General features: G+C 72.6%; 16 protein-coding genes. 8 read left to right on the top strand and 8 right to left on the bottom strand.

The window, feature by feature from the left end; genetic code table 11:
* Positions 1-219 (top strand): PPW family C-terminal domain-containing PPE protein (locus tag A5643_RS18495; RefSeq protein ID WP_502686252.1); only part of this gene is annotated, 219 nt, incomplete at its 5' end.
* 4 nt (positions 220-223) lie between these two features.
* Here the strand turns inward: A5643_RS18495 and A5643_RS16895 are convergent.
* Both A5643_RS16895 and A5643_RS16890 read right to left on the bottom strand, forming a co-directional pair.
* A complete protein-coding gene (locus A5643_RS16895; RefSeq protein ID WP_066858321.1) occupies positions 224-1,768 on the bottom strand; it encodes a leucyl aminopeptidase in 1,545 nt (514 codons plus the stop codon).
* A gap of 11 nt (positions 1,769-1,779) precedes the next feature.
* Positions 1,780-2,847 carry an adenylate/guanylate cyclase domain-containing protein gene (locus A5643_RS16890; RefSeq protein WP_066858318.1) on the bottom strand — a complete coding sequence of 356 codons (1,068 nt, stop codon included), beginning with the start codon at positions 2,845-2,847 and terminating at the stop codon, positions 1,780-1,782.
* A 32-nt stretch (positions 2,848-2,879) separates the two neighbouring features.
* Between A5643_RS16890 and gcvT the strand changes: the two genes are divergently transcribed.
* Complete coding sequence (gcvT, locus tag A5643_RS16885) at positions 2,880-3,974, top strand: glycine cleavage system aminomethyltransferase GcvT (protein ID WP_066858315.1); 1,095 nt, start codon at positions 2,880-2,882, stop codon at positions 3,972-3,974.
* 22 nt (positions 3,975-3,996) lie between these two features.
* Positions 3,997-5,100, top strand: a complete 1,104-nt coding sequence (locus tag A5643_RS16880) for a branched-chain amino acid aminotransferase (RefSeq protein ID WP_066858311.1) — start codon at positions 3,997-3,999, stop codon at positions 5,098-5,100.
* On the opposite strand, the gene A5643_RS16875 is transcribed toward A5643_RS16880, so the two are convergent.
* From A5643_RS16875 to A5643_RS16860, 4 genes are read right to left on the bottom strand one after another with little or no spacing between them, the layout of a single operon-like run.
* Positions 5,093-5,842 (bottom strand): adenosylcobinamide-GDP ribazoletransferase, encoded by a 750-nt coding sequence (locus A5643_RS16875; protein WP_066858308.1) that lies wholly within the window; start codon positions 5,840-5,842, stop codon positions 5,093-5,095. The two genes, A5643_RS16880 and A5643_RS16875, sit on opposite strands and share 8 nt — an antisense overlap.
* Positions 5,839-6,903: a nicotinate-nucleotide--dimethylbenzimidazole phosphoribosyltransferase gene (cobT, locus tag A5643_RS16870; protein WP_066858305.1), complete on the bottom strand. Its 1,065-nt coding sequence runs from the start codon at positions 6,901-6,903 to the stop codon at positions 5,839-5,841. Before cobT ends, A5643_RS16875 begins: the two co-directional genes overlap by 4 nt.
* Positions 6,900-7,436 carry a bifunctional adenosylcobinamide kinase/adenosylcobinamide-phosphate guanylyltransferase gene (locus A5643_RS16865; RefSeq protein ID WP_066858303.1) on the bottom strand — a complete coding sequence of 179 codons (537 nt, stop codon included), beginning with the start codon at positions 7,434-7,436 and terminating at the stop codon, positions 6,900-6,902. The genes cobT and A5643_RS16865 overlap by 4 nt, the downstream gene beginning before the upstream one ends.
* A 33-nt stretch (positions 7,437-7,469) precedes the next feature.
* A complete protein-coding gene (locus A5643_RS16860) occupies positions 7,470-8,144 on the bottom strand; it encodes a DUF3043 domain-containing protein (protein WP_066858300.1) in 675 nt (224 codons plus the stop codon).
* A gap of 70 nt (positions 8,145-8,214) precedes the next feature.
* Between A5643_RS16860 and A5643_RS16855 the strand changes: the two genes are divergently transcribed.
* The gene (locus tag A5643_RS16855) at positions 8,215-9,339 is read left to right on the top strand and encodes a glycerate kinase family protein (RefSeq protein WP_066858297.1); all 1,125 of its coding nucleotides are present in this window, start codon (positions 8,215-8,217) and stop codon (positions 9,337-9,339) included.
* 81 nt (positions 9,340-9,420) lie between these two features.
* Positions 9,421-9,777, top strand: a complete 357-nt coding sequence (locus A5643_RS16850; RefSeq protein WP_066858294.1) for a HesB/IscA family protein — start codon at positions 9,421-9,423, stop codon at positions 9,775-9,777.
* Between the two features lie 25 nt (positions 9,778-9,802).
* On the opposite strand, the gene A5643_RS16845 is transcribed toward A5643_RS16850, so the two are convergent.
* Entirely contained in the window at positions 9,803-10,450 is a 648-nt protein-coding gene (locus A5643_RS16845) for an Rv0361 family membrane protein (protein WP_066858292.1), read from the bottom strand.
* Positions 10,451-10,551: 101 nt separating this feature from the next.
* Here A5643_RS16845 and A5643_RS16840 point away from each other — a divergent pair, with 101 nt between their 5' ends.
* Positions 10,552-11,526, top strand: coding sequence for a carbohydrate kinase family protein (locus tag A5643_RS16840; RefSeq protein ID WP_066858290.1), 975 nt, complete (start codon positions 10,552-10,554; stop codon positions 11,524-11,526).
* A gap of 3 nt (positions 11,527-11,529) precedes the next feature.
* On the opposite strand, the gene asnB is transcribed toward A5643_RS16840, so the two are convergent.
* Positions 11,530-13,485, bottom strand: a complete 1,956-nt coding sequence (asnB, locus tag A5643_RS16835; RefSeq protein WP_066858287.1) for an asparagine synthase (glutamine-hydrolyzing) — start codon at positions 13,483-13,485, stop codon at positions 11,530-11,532.
* 199 nt (positions 13,486-13,684) lie between these two features.
* Between asnB and ctaC the strand changes: the two genes are divergently transcribed.
* Entirely contained in the window at positions 13,685-14,707 is a 1,023-nt protein-coding gene (gene ctaC, locus A5643_RS16830) for an aa3-type cytochrome oxidase subunit II (protein WP_082949031.1), read from the top strand.
* A gap of 8 nt (positions 14,708-14,715) precedes the next feature.
* Positions 14,716-15,135, top strand: coding sequence for a cytochrome c oxidase subunit 4 (locus A5643_RS16825; RefSeq protein WP_066858281.1), 420 nt, complete (start codon positions 14,716-14,718; stop codon positions 15,133-15,135).
* Positions 15,136-15,238 lie beyond the last annotated feature (103 nt).

Below are 15,238 nucleotides of genomic sequence, written 5' to 3'. Positions count from 1 at the left end.
CGCGGGCGCGAGCCGATGCGGATGACCGCCGACGCCGACACCGGCGAGGGTGCCACGGCCGCCGAGCAGGGCGCCGGCGTGATCGGGTTCGCCGGGACCGCGCAGCGCGCCGCGAGCCGGTCGGCGACCGGGCTGGCCACCCTCGACGGTGACGAGTTCGGGCACGGGCCGGCCGTGCCGATGGTGCCGACCGGCTGGGAGACCGCCGACCGGCGGTAGCCGGTCAGCCGTGCGCGGCGATGTCCTCCAGCGCGGCGATCATGGTGCGCGTCGGCACCCCGGTGCCGCCCTTGGGGGTGTAGGCCCACGGGCTGCCGCTGTTGTAAGCCGGCCCCGCCACGTCGATGTGCGCCCACTGCACGCCGTCGGCGACGAACTCGCGTAGGAACACCCCGGCCACCGACATCCCGGCGAAACGCTGGCCGCTGACGTTGGCCAGGTCGGCCACCGTCGACTTCAGCTCCTCACGCAGCTCGTCGGGCAGCGGCATCGGCCAGCCGTTCTCACCCACGGCCTGCGAGATCGACGCGACCCGGTCGCGGAACTCCTCGCTACCCATCACCCCGGGGGTGCGCACCCCCAGCGCGACGGTCTGCGCGCCGGTCAGCGTCGAGGTCTCGATGAGGTAGTCCGGGTCGTCCTCGCAGGCCCGCACGATCGCGTCGGCCAACACCAGCCGGCCCTCGGCGTCGGTGTTGAGCACCTCCACGGTGGTGCCGCCGTACTGGGTCAGCACGTCGCCGGGGCGCTGCGCGGTCGACGACGGCATGTTCTCCGCCATCGGCACCGTGGCGATCACATCGATCGGCAGCTCCAGGCGCGCCGCCAGTACCACGGTCGCGATGACCGCGGCGGCCCCGCCCATGTCCGAGGTCATGTGGTGCATGTTGGCGGCCGGTTTGATCGAGATGCCCCCGGTGTCGAAGGTGATCCCCTTGCCGACCAGCGCCACCGTCTTCGGCTTATCGGGGGAGGCCACCAGCCGCGAACCGCGGTGGGTCAACCGCACCAGCCGCGGCGGCCGCGACGAACCCTGACCGACCCCGATCACCCCGCCGTAACCGGCGTCGGCCAGCGCCTTCTCGTCGAGCACCTCGACGTCGAGCCCGGCGTCTTCGGCCAGGGCGGCCGCCCGCCGGGCGAACTCGGCCGGGTAGAGGTGGCTGGGCGGGGTGTTGACGAAGTCGCGGGCGGTGGCCACGGCGGTGGCCACCGCGGTGGCGTGCTCGGCCTCCTGCCGCGCCGCACCGGCGGAGGACAGCACCGTGATCTCGGCCAGCCCGGGCTCCTTCGGGGCGGTTTTGGCGCTGCGGAACCCGGTGAACCGGTAGGCGCCCAGGATCAGCCCCTCGACCGCCGCGCCCAGCACCGCGGTGCCGGCCAGCCCGGACAAGGTGGTGATCGCCGAGGTGGCGCCGTTGAGCGAACGGGCCGCCGTCCCGGCCGCACGGCGCACCGCGTCGGGGGACCAGGCCTCCCGGGACTCGCCCAGGCCGACGGTGAGCACGCTGCCCGCCGGCAGCGCCGCCACCACCAGCCGGTGCACCTGATCGGTCGCGCCGGTCGCGCCCAGCGCGCGCAGGCCGGCCTCGATGGCGTTCACCGCCTCGGCGGGCAACGCGGGTTCGGTCGCGGCCAACACGGGTTGATCGTCGGCGCTGACGACCGGCACGATCAGCACGGCCTGCGCCGTGGCATCGTCGGTGCCGGCCGGCAGGTCGGCGGCGACGGAGACGGTGGGGGACAGGTAACCGGGTTTGGTGCTCACGGCCACCTACCCTAACGAGTGCTGGCGCGGCCCAGCTCGTACGCCGCGATGGGGGCGTCGAACCCCTTGAGCATCAACGGGTCCAGTTTGCGGGCCGGCCAATCGGGCAGCAGCTCGCGCAGGTTGTCGGCGACCAGGATCTGGCCCGGGTCAGCGGCGGCGACCAGCCGCGCGGCCAGGTTCACCGGGTTGCCGAAGTAGTCGCCGTTGACCGCCAGGATCTCCCCGTAGCCCAGGCCGGCACGGACCTGCACCCCGGCCTCGATCGCCTTGGGGTGGTCCACCAGGTCGATCGCGGCGCTGACCAGCAGGTCGGGGGTGGCACTCACCCACATCACGGCGTCGCCGAGGAACTTCACCACCCGCCCGCCCGCGGCGTGCACCGCGTCGGTGACCGTGGACTGGAAGCTGGTGACCAGCTCGGTCAGTTCGGCCGGGGAGAGCAGCCGGGTCAGCACGGTGAACCCGGACAGGTCGGTGAACCCGACACCGCAGATCAGGCTGAGCGTCGGCCCGCCGCCGAGGTCCTCCAGAAACGTGCGGGCGCTGACCAGGTGGTGGCGGTGGATGGTGTCGATCAGCGCCCCGACCCGCGGAATGAACTCCGCGGCCGCCCGCCAGGCCTGCGCGGTGGTGACCGCGTCGCCGGTGTGATCGAGCCACACGTCGGGCCGGGCCGCCCGGATCATCGACGACTCCGCCTCGGCCAGCCGGGCCATCGTCACCCCCAGCACGCGCAGGAAGCCCTCGACGAGGTCGCCGATCTGAGCGCGCATGGCCACGCAGGTGCCCAGCGCGTCGACGTCGGCTCGACTCAACACCGGCGCGTCCGGGTCCGCCGGGCGCAGGCCGAGCATGGTCCAGGTGCGTTCGAGTTCCCCGACGCCCACCCCGAGGGTGGCCGCGGCGTCCCGCAGGCTGAACTGCGGTGGACCCGACCAGCCCAACGCGTCGCCGGCCAGCCCGAACAACCGGCCGCGCCGCTCGGCGTCGGCCATCTGCTCGGCGGTGAAGCCCAGCCCGCTGAGGTATTCGACCAGCGCCGCGCGCTGCCGGCCGGACTGCCAGGGATCGGTCATCGCCCTCAGTCTGCCGATTAGGGTGGCGAAGTGTGAGCGAACTGCAACACGGACCGCTGGAAGCCCGGCACCGGGAACTGGGTGCCACCTTCGGGGAATTCGGGGGCTGGTCGATGCCGGTGTCCTACGCCGGCACCGTCGCCGAACACACCGCGACCCGCAGCACCGTCGGGCTCTTCGACGTCAGCCATCTGGGCAAGGCCGCCGTGCGCGGCCCCGGCGCCGCCGCGTTCGTCAACTCCGCGTTCACCAACGACCTGGCGAAGATCGGGCCCGGACGGGCGCAATACACGTTGTGCTGCACCGAATCCGGCGGCGTCGTCGACGACCTGATCGCCTACTACGTAGCCGACGACGAGATCTTCCTGGTGCCCAACGCGGCCAACATCGCCGCGGTGGTCACCGCGCTTCGCGACGCCGCGCCCGCCGGGATCACCGTCACCGACGAACACCGCAGCACGGCGGTGCTCGCGGTGCAGGGGCCGCAGGCCCCCGCGGTGATCGAGGAGCTGGGCCTGCCCACCGAGATGGACTACATGGGCTTCGTCGACACCAGCTACGAGGGGACGCCGGTGCGGGTGTGCCGCAGCGGCTACACCGGCGAGCAGGGCTACGAGCTCTTCCCGGCCTGGGACTCCGCCGAGCCGCTCTTCGACGCGCTGGTCGCGGCGGTCAGCGCCCGCGACGGCGCCCTGGCCGGGCTGGGCGCCCGCGACACGCTGCGCACCGAGATGGGCTACCCGCTGCACGGCCACGAACTGTCCCTCGACATCTCCCCGGTGCAGGCCCGCTGCGGCTGGGCGGTGGGCTGGAAGAAACCGCAGTTCTGGGGGCGCGCGGCGCTGCTGGCGGAGAAGGAGGCCGGACCCACCCGAACCGTGCGCGGCCTGCGCGCCGTGGACCGCGGGGTGCTGCGCGCCGGTCAGACGGTGCTCGCCGGGGACAAACCGGTCGGCCAGACCACCTCGGGCACCTTCTCACCCACCTTGCAGGCCGGCATCGCGCTGGCGCTCATCGACACCGACGCCGAGGTGGCCGACGGCGACCGGCTCACCGTCGACGTGCGGGGGCGGGCCCTGGCCTGCGAGGTTGTCCGCCCGCCGTTCGTGACGCCAAAAACCCGTTGAGGGGCGGGGATACAATCAGCCCATGAGCAGCGGCCCCGAGTTCACCGTCACGGTCAACCCGAACCCGACGGCCGATGCGGTACGGGACTCGATTCTGGCCAACCCCGGCTTCGGCAAGTACCACACCGACCACATGGTGTCGATCGACTACACCGTCGACCGGGGCTGGCACGACGCCGCGGTGATCCCCTACGGCCCCATCGAACTGGACCCGTCGGCGATCGTGCTGCACTACGCGCAGGAGGTCTTCGAAGGGCTCAAGGCCTACCGGTGGGCCGACGGGTCGGTGGTGTCGTTCCGGCCTGAGGCCAACGCCGCCCGGCTGCGGTCGTCGTCGCGGCGGCTGGCCATCCCCGAACTGCCCGACGAGGTCTTCATCGAGTCGCTGCGGCAGCTGATCGCGGTGGACCAGGCCTGGGTGCCACCCGCCGGGGGCGAGGAGTCGCTGTATCTGCGGCCGTTCGTGTTCGCCACCGAGCCCGGGCTGGGGGTGCGGCCCGCCCGCGAGTACCGCTACCTGGTGCTGGGCTCGCCGGCCGGCGCCTACTTCAAGGGCGGGGTCAAACCGGTCAGCGTGTGGCTGTCCACCGAGTACGTGCGCGCCTGCCCGGGCGGCACCGGCGCCGCCAAATTCGGCGGGAACTACGCCGCGTCGCTGCTGGCCCAGGCGCAGGCCGCCGAGCAGGGCTGCGACCAGGTGGTCTGGCTGGACGCGACCGAGCGACGCTACGTCGAAGAGATGGGCGGGATGAACCTGTTCTTCGTGTTCGGCAGCGGCGGGTCGGCGCGGCTGGTCACCCCGGAGCTCTCCGGGTCGCTGCTGCCCGGTATCACCCGGGATTCGTTGCTGCAGTTGGCCGTCGACGCCGGATTCAGCGTCGAGGAACGCAAGATCGACGTCGACGAATGGCAGAAGAAGGCGCTCGCCGGGGAGATCACCGAGGTGTTCGCCTGCGGCACCGCCGCGGTCATCACCCCGGTCAGCCACGTCAAATTCGCCGACGGTGAATTCACCGTCGCCGACGGCGCCCCCGGCGAGATCACGATGGCGCTGCGCGACACCCTCACCGGCATCCAGCGCGGCACCTTCGCCGACACCCACGGCTGGATGGCGCGGCTCAGCTGAGCGGTGCGCCGAGCCCGGCACCCGCGGCCAGCACCACCACCGCCACCGTGGTGGCCACCTCCACCGCCGCGCCCAGCACGTCACCGGTGATGCCGCCGAACCGGCGCCGGCAGTGGCCGACCAGCAGTAGCGCCGCCGCCAACCCGGCGGCCACCGCGACCGGGCCCAGCCACAGCCGCGGCGTCACGACCACCGCCACGGCGAGCAGGACCGCGACCCAGCCGATCACCACCGCGACCGGTTGACTGCCGGCCACCCGCACACCCAGCGCGCTCCCGGCGGCCGCGGGCAGCCCGCGCCGGCAGGCGGCGACCGCGGCGACCCGCCCGGCCACCACGGCCACCACGATCGCCGCCGGGCCCGCCAGCGGGAATGCCACCGCCTGCGCCCCGATCGCCAGCACCACCGCGGCCACGCCGAACGGGCCGGTCGCCCCGTCCCGCATCACGCGCAGGGCCCGCTCCGGCGGGCCGTAGCAACCCAGCCCGTCGGCGGTATCGGCCAGCCCGTCGAGGTGCAGCGCGCGGGTCGCCCCCGCCAGCGCCGCGACCGCGATCAGCCCGGCCAGGGCGCTGCCCGGCCCGAACACCGTCGTCCCCACCCAGGTGACGGCCGCGGCCAGCCCGCCCAACACGACGCCGACCACCGGCAGCGCGGTCAACCCGCCGCGGCCCAACACCGGGGCGCGCGGCACCGGCAGCACGGTGGCGAAGGCGAACGCGCTGCGCAGCGACCCGGTCATCGGGGCTCGTCGGGCCCGCAGACCCCCGCCTCGTCGAAGGTGGCCATCGAGCCCAGCGCGGCCACCGCCGCGTGCAGCACCGGCAGCGCCACCGCCGCACCGGTGCCCTCGCCCAGCCGCATCCGCAGATCCAGGATCGGCTCCAGGCCCAGGTCGGCCAACGCCAATGCGTGGGCCGGTTCCAGCGAGCGGTGCCCGGCCTGCCACCACTGCCGCGCACCCGGCGCCATCCGCTCGGCCAGCAGCGCCGCCGCGGCCGCGGCGACCCCGTCGAGCAGCACCGGGGTGCGCCGCACCGCGGCCTGCGCGCAGAACCCGGCCATCGCTGCCAGATCCGCGCCCCCGCAGACCTGCAGCAACGCCGCCGGATCCGTCCGCACCGACCGGGACCGGAACAACGCGTCCCGCACCGCGGCGGTCTTGCGCGCCCAGCCCGCGTCGTCGATGCCGGTGCCGCGTCCGACCACCGCCACCGGCTCGGCGCCGACCAGCGCGGCGATCAGCACCGCCGCGACCGTCGTGTTGCCGATCCCCATGTCCCCGGCGATGAGCAGATCCGTTCCGGCGTCGACCTCCTCGTCGGCGATGGCGCGGCCGGCCGCGACCGCCGCGGCGGCCTGGTCGGCGGACAGGGCGTCCTCGCGGGTGATGTCACCGCTGCCCCGGCACACCTTGTGCGCCCCGAGATGCGGCGCCCCGGGTTCGGCGTCGACCGCCAGATCGGCCAGCCGCACCGTCGCGCCGGCCACCTCGGCCAGCGCGTTGATCGCCGCGCCGCCGGCGGCGATACCGGCGAGCATCTGCGCGGTCACCTGCGGGGGATAGGCCGACACCCCGGCGCGGGCCACCCCGTGGTCCCCGGCGAACACCACGACCCTCGGCTGCCGGAACGGCTGCGGCGGGCAGCGGCCCTGGCAGGCGGCGGCCCACACCGACAACTCCTCCAACCGGCCCAGCGAGCCGGGCGGCTTGATCAGGCTCGCCTGGCGGGTGCGGGCCGCCGCGGCGGCCGCCGGGTCCGGCGGCGCCACCGGGTCGAAGCGCGGCTCGGGGGGATTCATGCCCGGCCCCCGTCCGGTTTGATCCGGAGCGCCTGCCCGGCGACCACCAGCACCACCCGGTCGCACACCGCGGCCAGCCGCTGGTTGAGCGCGCCGAGCTCGTCGGCGAACCGGCGCCCGGCCGGGGTCGGCGCCACCACGCTCAACCCGACCTCCGGACTGACCAGCACCAACTCGGCCGGGAACGCCCGCACCGCCGCGCACAGCGCGTCCACGTCGGCGGTGATCGGCACGGCGGGATCCCAGCCGTGCCGGTCGAGCAGCGCGGTCAACCAGCCGCCCAGATCGTCGACGAGGGTGGGCGGGTGCGGGCGCTGCCGCAGCACCGCCGCCACGTCGGAGGACTCGACGGTCGACCAGTGCGCCGGCCGCCGGCCGCGGTGCGCGGCGACCCGCCGCGCCCAGTCCGCGTCGTCACCGCCGCCCCCGGTGGCCAGGTAGCGCACCGCCGCGCCGGGCGCGGTGAACCGGGCCTCGGCCCACCGGGATTTGCCCGAGCGGATACCGCCGAGCACCAGGACACGCGAGCTCACGGCGCCGTCACAGCCGGACCGGGCCGACGCCGGCTAGTCGATCCGCTCACCGCGGGCGACCTGCGGACGGGGCGCACGCATCCGGCGCAGTTGGGAGGCTCGGCCGGCCGCGTACATGGTCAGCCGCCACCGCGCCTCGGTGTTGTCGGGGAACTTCTCGTCCACCCGCCGGCCGACGTGACGGCCGAGCAGCACCGCGTCGACGGCCATCGCCGCCATCAACACCAGCAGCCCCAGGGAGACGTAACGCTGGACCGCCAGCGGCATGCTCAAGGTGAGGAACAGCAACAGCATCGCCGACGGGATGAACAGCCCGAGCAGGTTGCGGCGGGAGTCGACCAGGTCGCGCACCAAGCGGCGGACCGGACCCCGATCCCGCTGCAGCAGGTAGGCGTCCTCACCGGCCATCATCCGCTCGCGGTACTCGGTGCGCCGCTCGAGCCGCTCGGCGCGCTGGGCGCGGCGCTCCTCCCGGCTGAGCTTGGGCCCGGCGAGCTCCTTGCGGCGTGCCCGGGCCTCGGCCGCGGTCATCGGCGGCGGCGCCACCGGACCGCGGCGCCGCGCCGCGTCGCGGCGGGGGGTGGGCCGGCCCTTGGGCGGGGTGGTGCCCGCTTGGTGGGCGGCGCGGGTCGCCTCGTCGGCCTCGTCGGTCCCGCCCGCCGTGTCGGCGGCGCGGTCGTCGTCTTTCCTGCGCCCCAGCAACCTCACAGCTGCCAGGTTACTTCGCGGATCTCGGTGTCGGGCACGCGGTCGCGCCGGGTATGCCTACGCTGCTGGCATGAGCAACGCCGCCGCGCCGGCCCCCGAGCCGGGCATGTTGCCGTTGCGGGTGCTGATCGCCCCGGACTGTTTCGGCGGCAGCCTCACCGCGCAGCAGGCCGCCGCGGCCATCGCCACCGGCTGGTACCGATCGCGGCCCCGCGACCAGTTCACCATCGCCCCGCAGTCCGACGGCGGCCCCGGCTTCGTCACCGTGCTCGCCGACCGGCTCGGCCGGCGCATCCGCCGGCTGTCGGTAGCCGGGCCCCTGGACGCCGACGTCGAGGCCGGCTGGCTCTACGACGCCGACACCGCCACCGCCTACCTGGAGGTCGCGCAGGCCTGCGGGCTGGACCGGCTGGGCGGCCCGCCCACCCCGCACACCGCGCTGGCCGCCCACAGCCGCGGGGTCGGCCAGCTCATCGAAGCCGCCCGCGAGGCCGGGGCGAACCGGATCGTGGTCGGGCTGGGCGGCAGTGCCAGCTCCGACGGCGGGCGCGGGCTGGTGGAGCAGTTGGGCGGGCTGATCGCCGCGCGCCGCAGCCTCGCCGACGTCGACCTGGTGGCGGCGACCGACGTCGACCACCCGCTGCTGGGGCCGTGGGGCGCGGCGCGGGTCTTCGGCCCGCAGAAGGGCGCCGACCGGGCCACCGTCACCCTCCTCGAGGAGCGCCTCGGTGAGTGGGCCACCGAACTCGACGTCGCGGCCGGCCGGGAGGTGAGCGCCGAGGCCGGCGCCGGTGCGGCCGGCGGGATCGGTGCCGCGCTGCTGGCGTTGGGCGCCGAGCGGGTCCCCGGGGCGGCCGTGATCGCCGGGCACACCGGCCTGGCGGCCGATCTGGAGGTCGCCGATCTGATCGTCACCGGCGAAGGCCGGATCGACCGGCAGTCGCTGCGCGGCAAGGTGGTCGGCTCGCTGGCCGCCGCCGCGCGGGAGCGCCAGACGCCGGTGCTGGTGCTCGCCGGTCAGGTCGACGTGGATCCGGCGGCGCTGCAGGCCGCCGGGATCGCGGCCGCCGTCGCGATCATCGACTACGCCGGGTCGGTAGAGTTGGCGCTGGAGGACGCCGTCAACCAACTGATGGGGCTGGCCACGGCGACCGCGGCACAACTCGGGAATAACCGCCCGACGCGGTACCGTTGAGCTGGTGGGTTTACGCCGTCGAGCGGCCCGCAACAGCGTCTGACACGTGGTCTGACACGCCGCAACGTGTAGGGAGTAGCAATGACAGTTCAGAACGAGAGCAGCACCGCCGCCCACGGCGTCATCCTCACCGACGCGGCAGCGGCGAAAGCGAAGTCGCTGCTGGACCAGGAGGGCCGCGACGACCTCGCGCTGCGGATCGCGGTGCAGCCGGGCGGCTGCTCGGGCCTGCGGTACAACCTCTTCTTCGACGACCGCTCGCTCGACGGTGACGCCACCGCCGAGTTCGGCGGGGTGAAACTGACCGTCGACCGGATGAGCCTGCCCTACCTCGACGGGGCGTCCATCGACTTCGTCGACAGCATCGAGAAGCAGGGCTTCACCATCGAGAACCCGAACGCGGGCGGCTCCTGCTCCTGCGGCGACTCGTTCAACTGAGCCGGGACCGGACCGGCCGGGCCGCTCAGTAGGCCCCGCCGGTCCGCAACACATACGAGCAGACCAGGATCTGCTCGTCCTGCATCAACAACTGCGCGGTGCCCTGGACGCCCTCGCGCGGCTCACCGCCGACGGCCGGGACCACCCGCATGCTGAACAGCACCTGCGCCTGGTACTCCGACAGCATCACGATCTTGTCGACCGAGGTCACCTCGGCGGCGTCGAACTGCTTGCGGAACGCGTCGCTGCTCAGCTTCGCCAGCGCCTCGTCGGAGCGGCGGTCGGCGACCGCGTCGTAGGTGCCGCACAGCGTGTTGCGGGCCACCACATCGATGTCGCGATCCGACAACGCGTCCAGATAGCCCTGGATCGCGGTCTGCGCGGCGCTGTCGGTCAGCGGGCTGGTGGTGTCGCGCACCGCGTAGATGGCCGCGGCGCCCAGCGCGGCGATCACCGCCACCGTCACCGTCACCGCGATCGCCAACGGCCACGGGGAGCGGCGCGGGGGGTAGGGCGGCGGCCCCAGCGGTGGTGCAGGCAGCGGTCCGGTGGTGATCGGCAGCGGGCCGGTGCCGTGACCGGGGTACCCGGTCGGGTACGGCCCGGCCGGCGCCGCGGGGTGGGACGGTCCGTGTGCGCCATACGGGGGCGGCAGGGGATACGGGCCGGTCATGGTGGCAGGCTAGCGCACCTCTGCCCGACCGGTTCGCGGTGCGGGCCGCTACGCTGAGCACCGTTCGCTGGACGGGCAGATCGAGGAAGGGCGGAGATTTCGTGGCGATAGCGGTGACCGGTTCGATTGCGACAGACCACCTGATGCGGTTTCCCGGCCGATTCTCCGAACAGCTGCTCGCCGACCACCTGGCGAAGGTGTCGCTGAGCTTCCTGGTCGACGATCTGGTGGTCCACCGCGGCGGGGTCGCCGGCAACATGGCCTACGCGATCGGGGTGCTCGGCGGGCAGGTTCAGCTCGTCGGCGCCGCCGGCACCGACTTCGACGACTACCGCCGCTGGCTGACCTCCCACGGCGTGGACTGCGACCACGTGCTGGTGTCCACCACCGCGCACACCGCGCGGTTCGTGTGCACCACCGACCAGGACATGGCCCAGATCGCGTCGTTCTACCCGGGCGCGATGTCGCAGGCCCGGGAGATCTCGCTGGCCGACCTCGTCGCCGCCGGCGGCGCCCCGGAGCTGGTGATCGTCGGCGCCAACGACCCCGAGGCGATGTTCCGGCACACCGAGGAGTGCCGCACGCTGGGTCTGCCGTTCGCCGCCGACCCCTCCCAGCAGCTGGCGCGGCTCAGCGGCGAGGAGATCCGCACACTCGTCAACGGGGCGACCTACCTGTTCACCAACGACTACGAGTGGGATCTGCTGCTGTCCAAGACCGGCTGGAGCGAGGCCGACGTGATGGGCCAGGTCGGGCTGCGGGTGACCACCCTCGGCGAGAACGGCGTCGACATCGTCGACCCGAACGGCGAGCGCATCCACGTCGGGGTGGTGCCGGAGACCAGCCGGGTGGACCCCACCGGGGTCGGCGACGCCTTCCGGGCCGGGTTCCTCACCGGCCGCGCCGCCGAACTGAGCCTGGAGCGCTCCGCCCAGCTCGGCTGCCTGGTCGCGGTGCTGGTGCTCGAGTCGACCGGGACCCAGGAGTGGGAGTGGGACCGGGAGACGGCGGTGAGCCGGCTGGCCGGCGCGTACGGCGACCGGGCCGCGACCGAGATCGCGGCCGCGCTGCGCTGACGGCTACAGCTGGACCGGGTAGTCCGGCTCGCTGATCCGGGGCGCCACGCTGCGCTCCACGAAGATCGCGTGCCACAGCAGGAAGATCAGCACAGTCCACAACCGGCGGCTGTGGTCACTGACCCCGGCGCGGTGTTCCTCGAGCATCCGCCGGGCGGCCGGCAGGTCGATGAATTCGTCGGCCTGCGAGGTGTTCAGCATCTCGTGCGCCCAGTCCAGGAGCTCCCCGGCGCGCAGCCAATGCCGGATCGGCACCGGGAACCCCAGCTTGGGCCGGTTGAGCACATGGTCGGGCACCACCGACTCCAGCGCGCGACGCAGCGCGTACTTGGTGGTGGTGCGGGTGATCTTCGCCGAGACCGGCAGCTTCGAGGCCACCGCGAAGACCTCGGTGTCCAAAAACGGCACCCGCAGTTCCAGTGAGTTGGCCATCGTCATCTTGTCGGCCTTGACCAGGATGTCCCCGCGCAGCCAGGTGAACAGGTCGATGTGTTGCATGCGGGCCACCGGGTCCCAGCCCTGCGACTGCGCGTAGATCGCGGCGGTGACGTCGGTGTGGGTCCAGTCGGGGGAGAACTGCGGCAGCACCGCGCGCAACTGCTCGTCGGAGAAGCTGCGCGCGTTGCCGTAGTAGCGCTCCTCCAACGTCAACGAGCCGCGGTGCAGCAGGCTCTTGCCGCGCATGCCCTCCGGCAGCGGCTTGGACATCTTGCCCACCCCGCGGCGCAGCGGCGCGGGCAGGTAGTCGAACGGCTTGAGCGACAGCGGCTCGCGGTAGATGGTGTAGCCGCCGAACAGTTCGTCGGCGCCCTCCCCGGAGAGCACCACCTTGACGTGTTTGCGGGCTTCCTTCGCGACGAAGAACAGCGGCACCAGGGCGGGGTCGGCCACCGGCTCGTCGAGATACCAGACGATCTCGGGCAGCGCGGCGACGAACTCGGTCGGGGAGACCACCTTGGCGATATGGCGCGCCCCGATCGCCTCGGCGGTGGCCACCGCCACGTCCACCTCGGAGAAGCCCTCGCGCTCGAAGCCGGTGGTGAACGTGATCAGGTCGGGGTTGTGCCGGATCGCCAGCGCGGCGATCGCCGTGGAGTCGATGCCGCCGGACAGGAACGCCCCGACGGTGACGTCGGCGCGCATGTGTTTGGCGACCGAGTCCTCCAGCACCGCGGTGATCTCGTCGTAGCGGTCCTGCTCGGCGCCCGCGGCGATCGGGGTGGCCTCGAACCGGGGAGTGAAATAGCGGGTGACCTCGGGGACGGGGGCGTCCGGGCGGATCCGGGCGTAGCAGCCCGACTCCAGCCGGCGCACCCCGCGGTGCAGGGTCTCCGGTTCGGGCACGTACTGCAGCACCGTGTAGTGCTGGAGGGCCCGCGCGTCGAGAGCGGTGTCGAATCCCACCGGCTCGGCGAGTTCGAGCAGCGCCTTCTTCTCGCTGCCGACCACCGTGCCGCCCGGCCCGGTCGCCATGAACAGCGGTTTGATGCCGAACGGGTCGCGGGCGCAGAGCAGCTCACCGGTGTGGCCGTCCCACAGCGCGAAGGCGAACATGCCGCGCAGCCGGGACAGCGCCGCGGTGCCCCAGTAGTGATAGGCGGCCACGATGGCCTCGGTGTCACCGTCGGTGTGGAACACCGCGCCGTGCTCGGCGCGGAGCCGCTCCCGCAGTTCCAGGTAGTTGTAGATCTCGCCGTTGAACACCAGCCGGTAGCGGTCGGGATGCTCCGGCGGGCCCCACTTCAGCGGCTGGTGGGAGTGTTCGATGTCGATGATCGACAGCCGGTTGAAGCCGAGCACCACCCGGTCGTCGGACCAGGTCCCCAACTCGTCGGGGCCGCGGTGGCGCATCAGGTGCAAGGCGTCGGCGACGGCCGCCGCGATTCCCTGCTGTTCGACGGTTTCCGTGCCGGCCGCGGCACCCGCAGAGGCAGCCACAAAGGCCAGCAGTCCACACATCGCGCCCCAGTATGCCGCACCGCCGCGACGGCCGAATCCGGGCACGGATCGGTGGCTCGTCGGGCCTGTGTTCCGGTCGTGGTCTACGGTGCGTAGTATTCGACGTGATCGACTCTCGCTCCAGGTTCTGACTCAGGAGGCGCCCACCGTGACACTTCGCGGGACAGGCTTGCCGCAGGCCGCTTCGCAGCGCCGCATCATGCCTCGTTGGCTACGACGTTCGGTGCTGGTCGGTGCCGTCGGACTGGTCGCGGTCACACTCAGTGGCTGCAGCTGGTCGCAGGCGCTCGGCCTGGGCTGGCCGGAGGGCATCACCCCCGAGGCGCACCACAACCGGGCCTTCTGGGTCGGCGTGGTCATCGCCTCCCTGGTGGTCGGGGTGATCGTGTGGGGCCTGATGTTCTGGTGCGTCATCGCCTACCGCAAGAAGCCCACCGACACGGAGTTGCCGCGCCAGTTCGGCTACAACATGCCGCTGGAGCTGGTGCTCACGGTGATCCCGTTCCTGATCATCTCGGTGCTGTTCTACTTCACCGTCCTGGTGCAGGAGGACCAGCTCAAGCTGGTCGACGACCCCGAGGTCGTGGTCGACGTCACCGCGTTCCAGTGGAACTGGAAGTTCGGCTACAACAAGGTCGACTTCGCCGACGGCACCTACACCTACGACGGTGCGCAGCCCGAGCGCAAGGACGCGATGGTGTCCAAGCCCGAGGGAGTCGACGAGCACGGCAAGCAGCGCGTCGGCGCGGTGCACGGCCTCAACCCCGAGGACCGCAGCTTCCTCTACTACGACGAGGTCGAGACGCTGGGCACCACCGAAGAGGTGCCGGTGCTGGTGGTGCCGACCGGTAAGAGCATCGAGTTCCGGCTGATCGCCACCGACGTGATCCACGCCTTCTTCGTCCCGGAGTTCCTGTTCAAGCGGGACATGATGCCCTACCCGGAGGCGAACAACTCGGTGAACGTCTTCCAGGTCAGCGAGATCACCAAGGAAGGCGCCTTCCTCGGGCACTGCGCCGAGATGTGCGGCACCTACCACGCGATGATGAACTTCGAGCTTCGCGCGGTCAGCCCCAACGAGTTCAAGCTCTACCTCGACAAGCGGCGGGACGGCATGACGAACGCGGAGGCGCTCTCGGCGATCGGCCAGGAACCGCTTGCCACGTCGACCCGCCCGTTCGACAGCCGACGCGGCCTGCAGGTGTCGCGAGCGAGTAGTTAGGACATCCCATGCACATCGAAGGCAGGCTGTTCGAGTTCATCTCCGGGTTCTTCTTCGTCACCGCCATCGTCTACGGGTTCCTGACCGATCGGTTCGGCACCGGCGGAATCGAGTGGGCCGGCACCACCGCGCTGGCGCTGACCGGCGCGATGGCGATGATCGTCGCCACGTTCCTCGGTTTCGTCGCCCGCCGGCTGGATGTCCGGCCGGAGGACTACGAGGAGGCCGAGGTCAGCGACGGCGCCGGCGAGCTGGGCTTCTTCAGCCCGCACAGCTGGTGGCCGATCCTGTGTGCGCTGGCGTTCTCGATCGTGGCGGTCGGGATCGCGCTGTGGCTGCCGTGGCTGTTCGGCGCCGGCATCGTGATGGTCATCGCCGCCGCGGGCGGGCTGGTCTTCGAGTACTACCTCGGCGCGGAGAAGCACTGAGCCTCGCCGCCGGCGACGACGTGCCGGGGGTGGCTACCGCTGGTGGACCGGCCTTTTGGGTAATGTTGCCGGCGGACACCACGACCGATCGGGGGCGGTGTGC

Origin of the sequence: Mycobacterium sp. 1274756.6 (genome assembly GCF_001668625.1) — a bacterium.
In the GTDB taxonomy this organism is placed as follows: Bacteria; Actinomycetota; Actinomycetes; order Mycobacteriales; family Mycobacteriaceae; genus Mycobacterium.
This window is presented reverse-complemented; position numbering and strand designations above follow the sequence as displayed.

Bases quoted from the DNA above. Each gene is read 5' to 3' on its own strand.
- A5643_RS16880 (WP_066858311.1), top strand. From the start codon at position 3,997: ATGAGCAGCGGCCCCGAGTTCACCGTCACGGTCAACCCGAACCCGACG.
- A5643_RS16875 (WP_066858308.1), bottom strand. From the start codon at position 5,842: ATGACCGGGTCGCTGCGCAGCGCGTTCGCCTTCGCCACCGTGCTGCCG.
- ctaC (WP_082949031.1), top strand. From the start codon at position 13,685: ATGCCTCGTTGGCTACGACGTTCGGTGCTGGTCGGTGCCGTCGGACTG.
- cobT (WP_066858305.1), bottom strand. From the start codon at position 6,903: ATGAATCCCCCCGAGCCGCGCTTCGACCCGGTGGCGCCGCCGGACCCG.
- A5643_RS16825 (WP_066858281.1), top strand. From the start codon at position 14,716: ATGCACATCGAAGGCAGGCTGTTCGAGTTCATCTCCGGGTTCTTCTTC.
- asnB (WP_066858287.1), bottom strand. From the start codon at position 13,485: ATGTGTGGACTGCTGGCCTTTGTGGCTGCCTCTGCGGGTGCCGCGGCC.
- A5643_RS16845 (WP_066858292.1), bottom strand. From the start codon at position 10,450: ATGACCGGCCCGTATCCCCTGCCGCCCCCGTATGGCGCACACGGACCG.
- A5643_RS16850 (WP_066858294.1), top strand. From the start codon at position 9,421: ATGACAGTTCAGAACGAGAGCAGCACCGCCGCCCACGGCGTCATCCTC.
- A5643_RS16855 (WP_066858297.1), top strand. From the start codon at position 8,215: ATGAGCAACGCCGCCGCGCCGGCCCCCGAGCCGGGCATGTTGCCGTTG.
- A5643_RS16890 (WP_066858318.1), bottom strand. From the start codon at position 2,847: ATGACCGATCCCTGGCAGTCCGGCCGGCAGCGCGCGGCGCTGGTCGAA.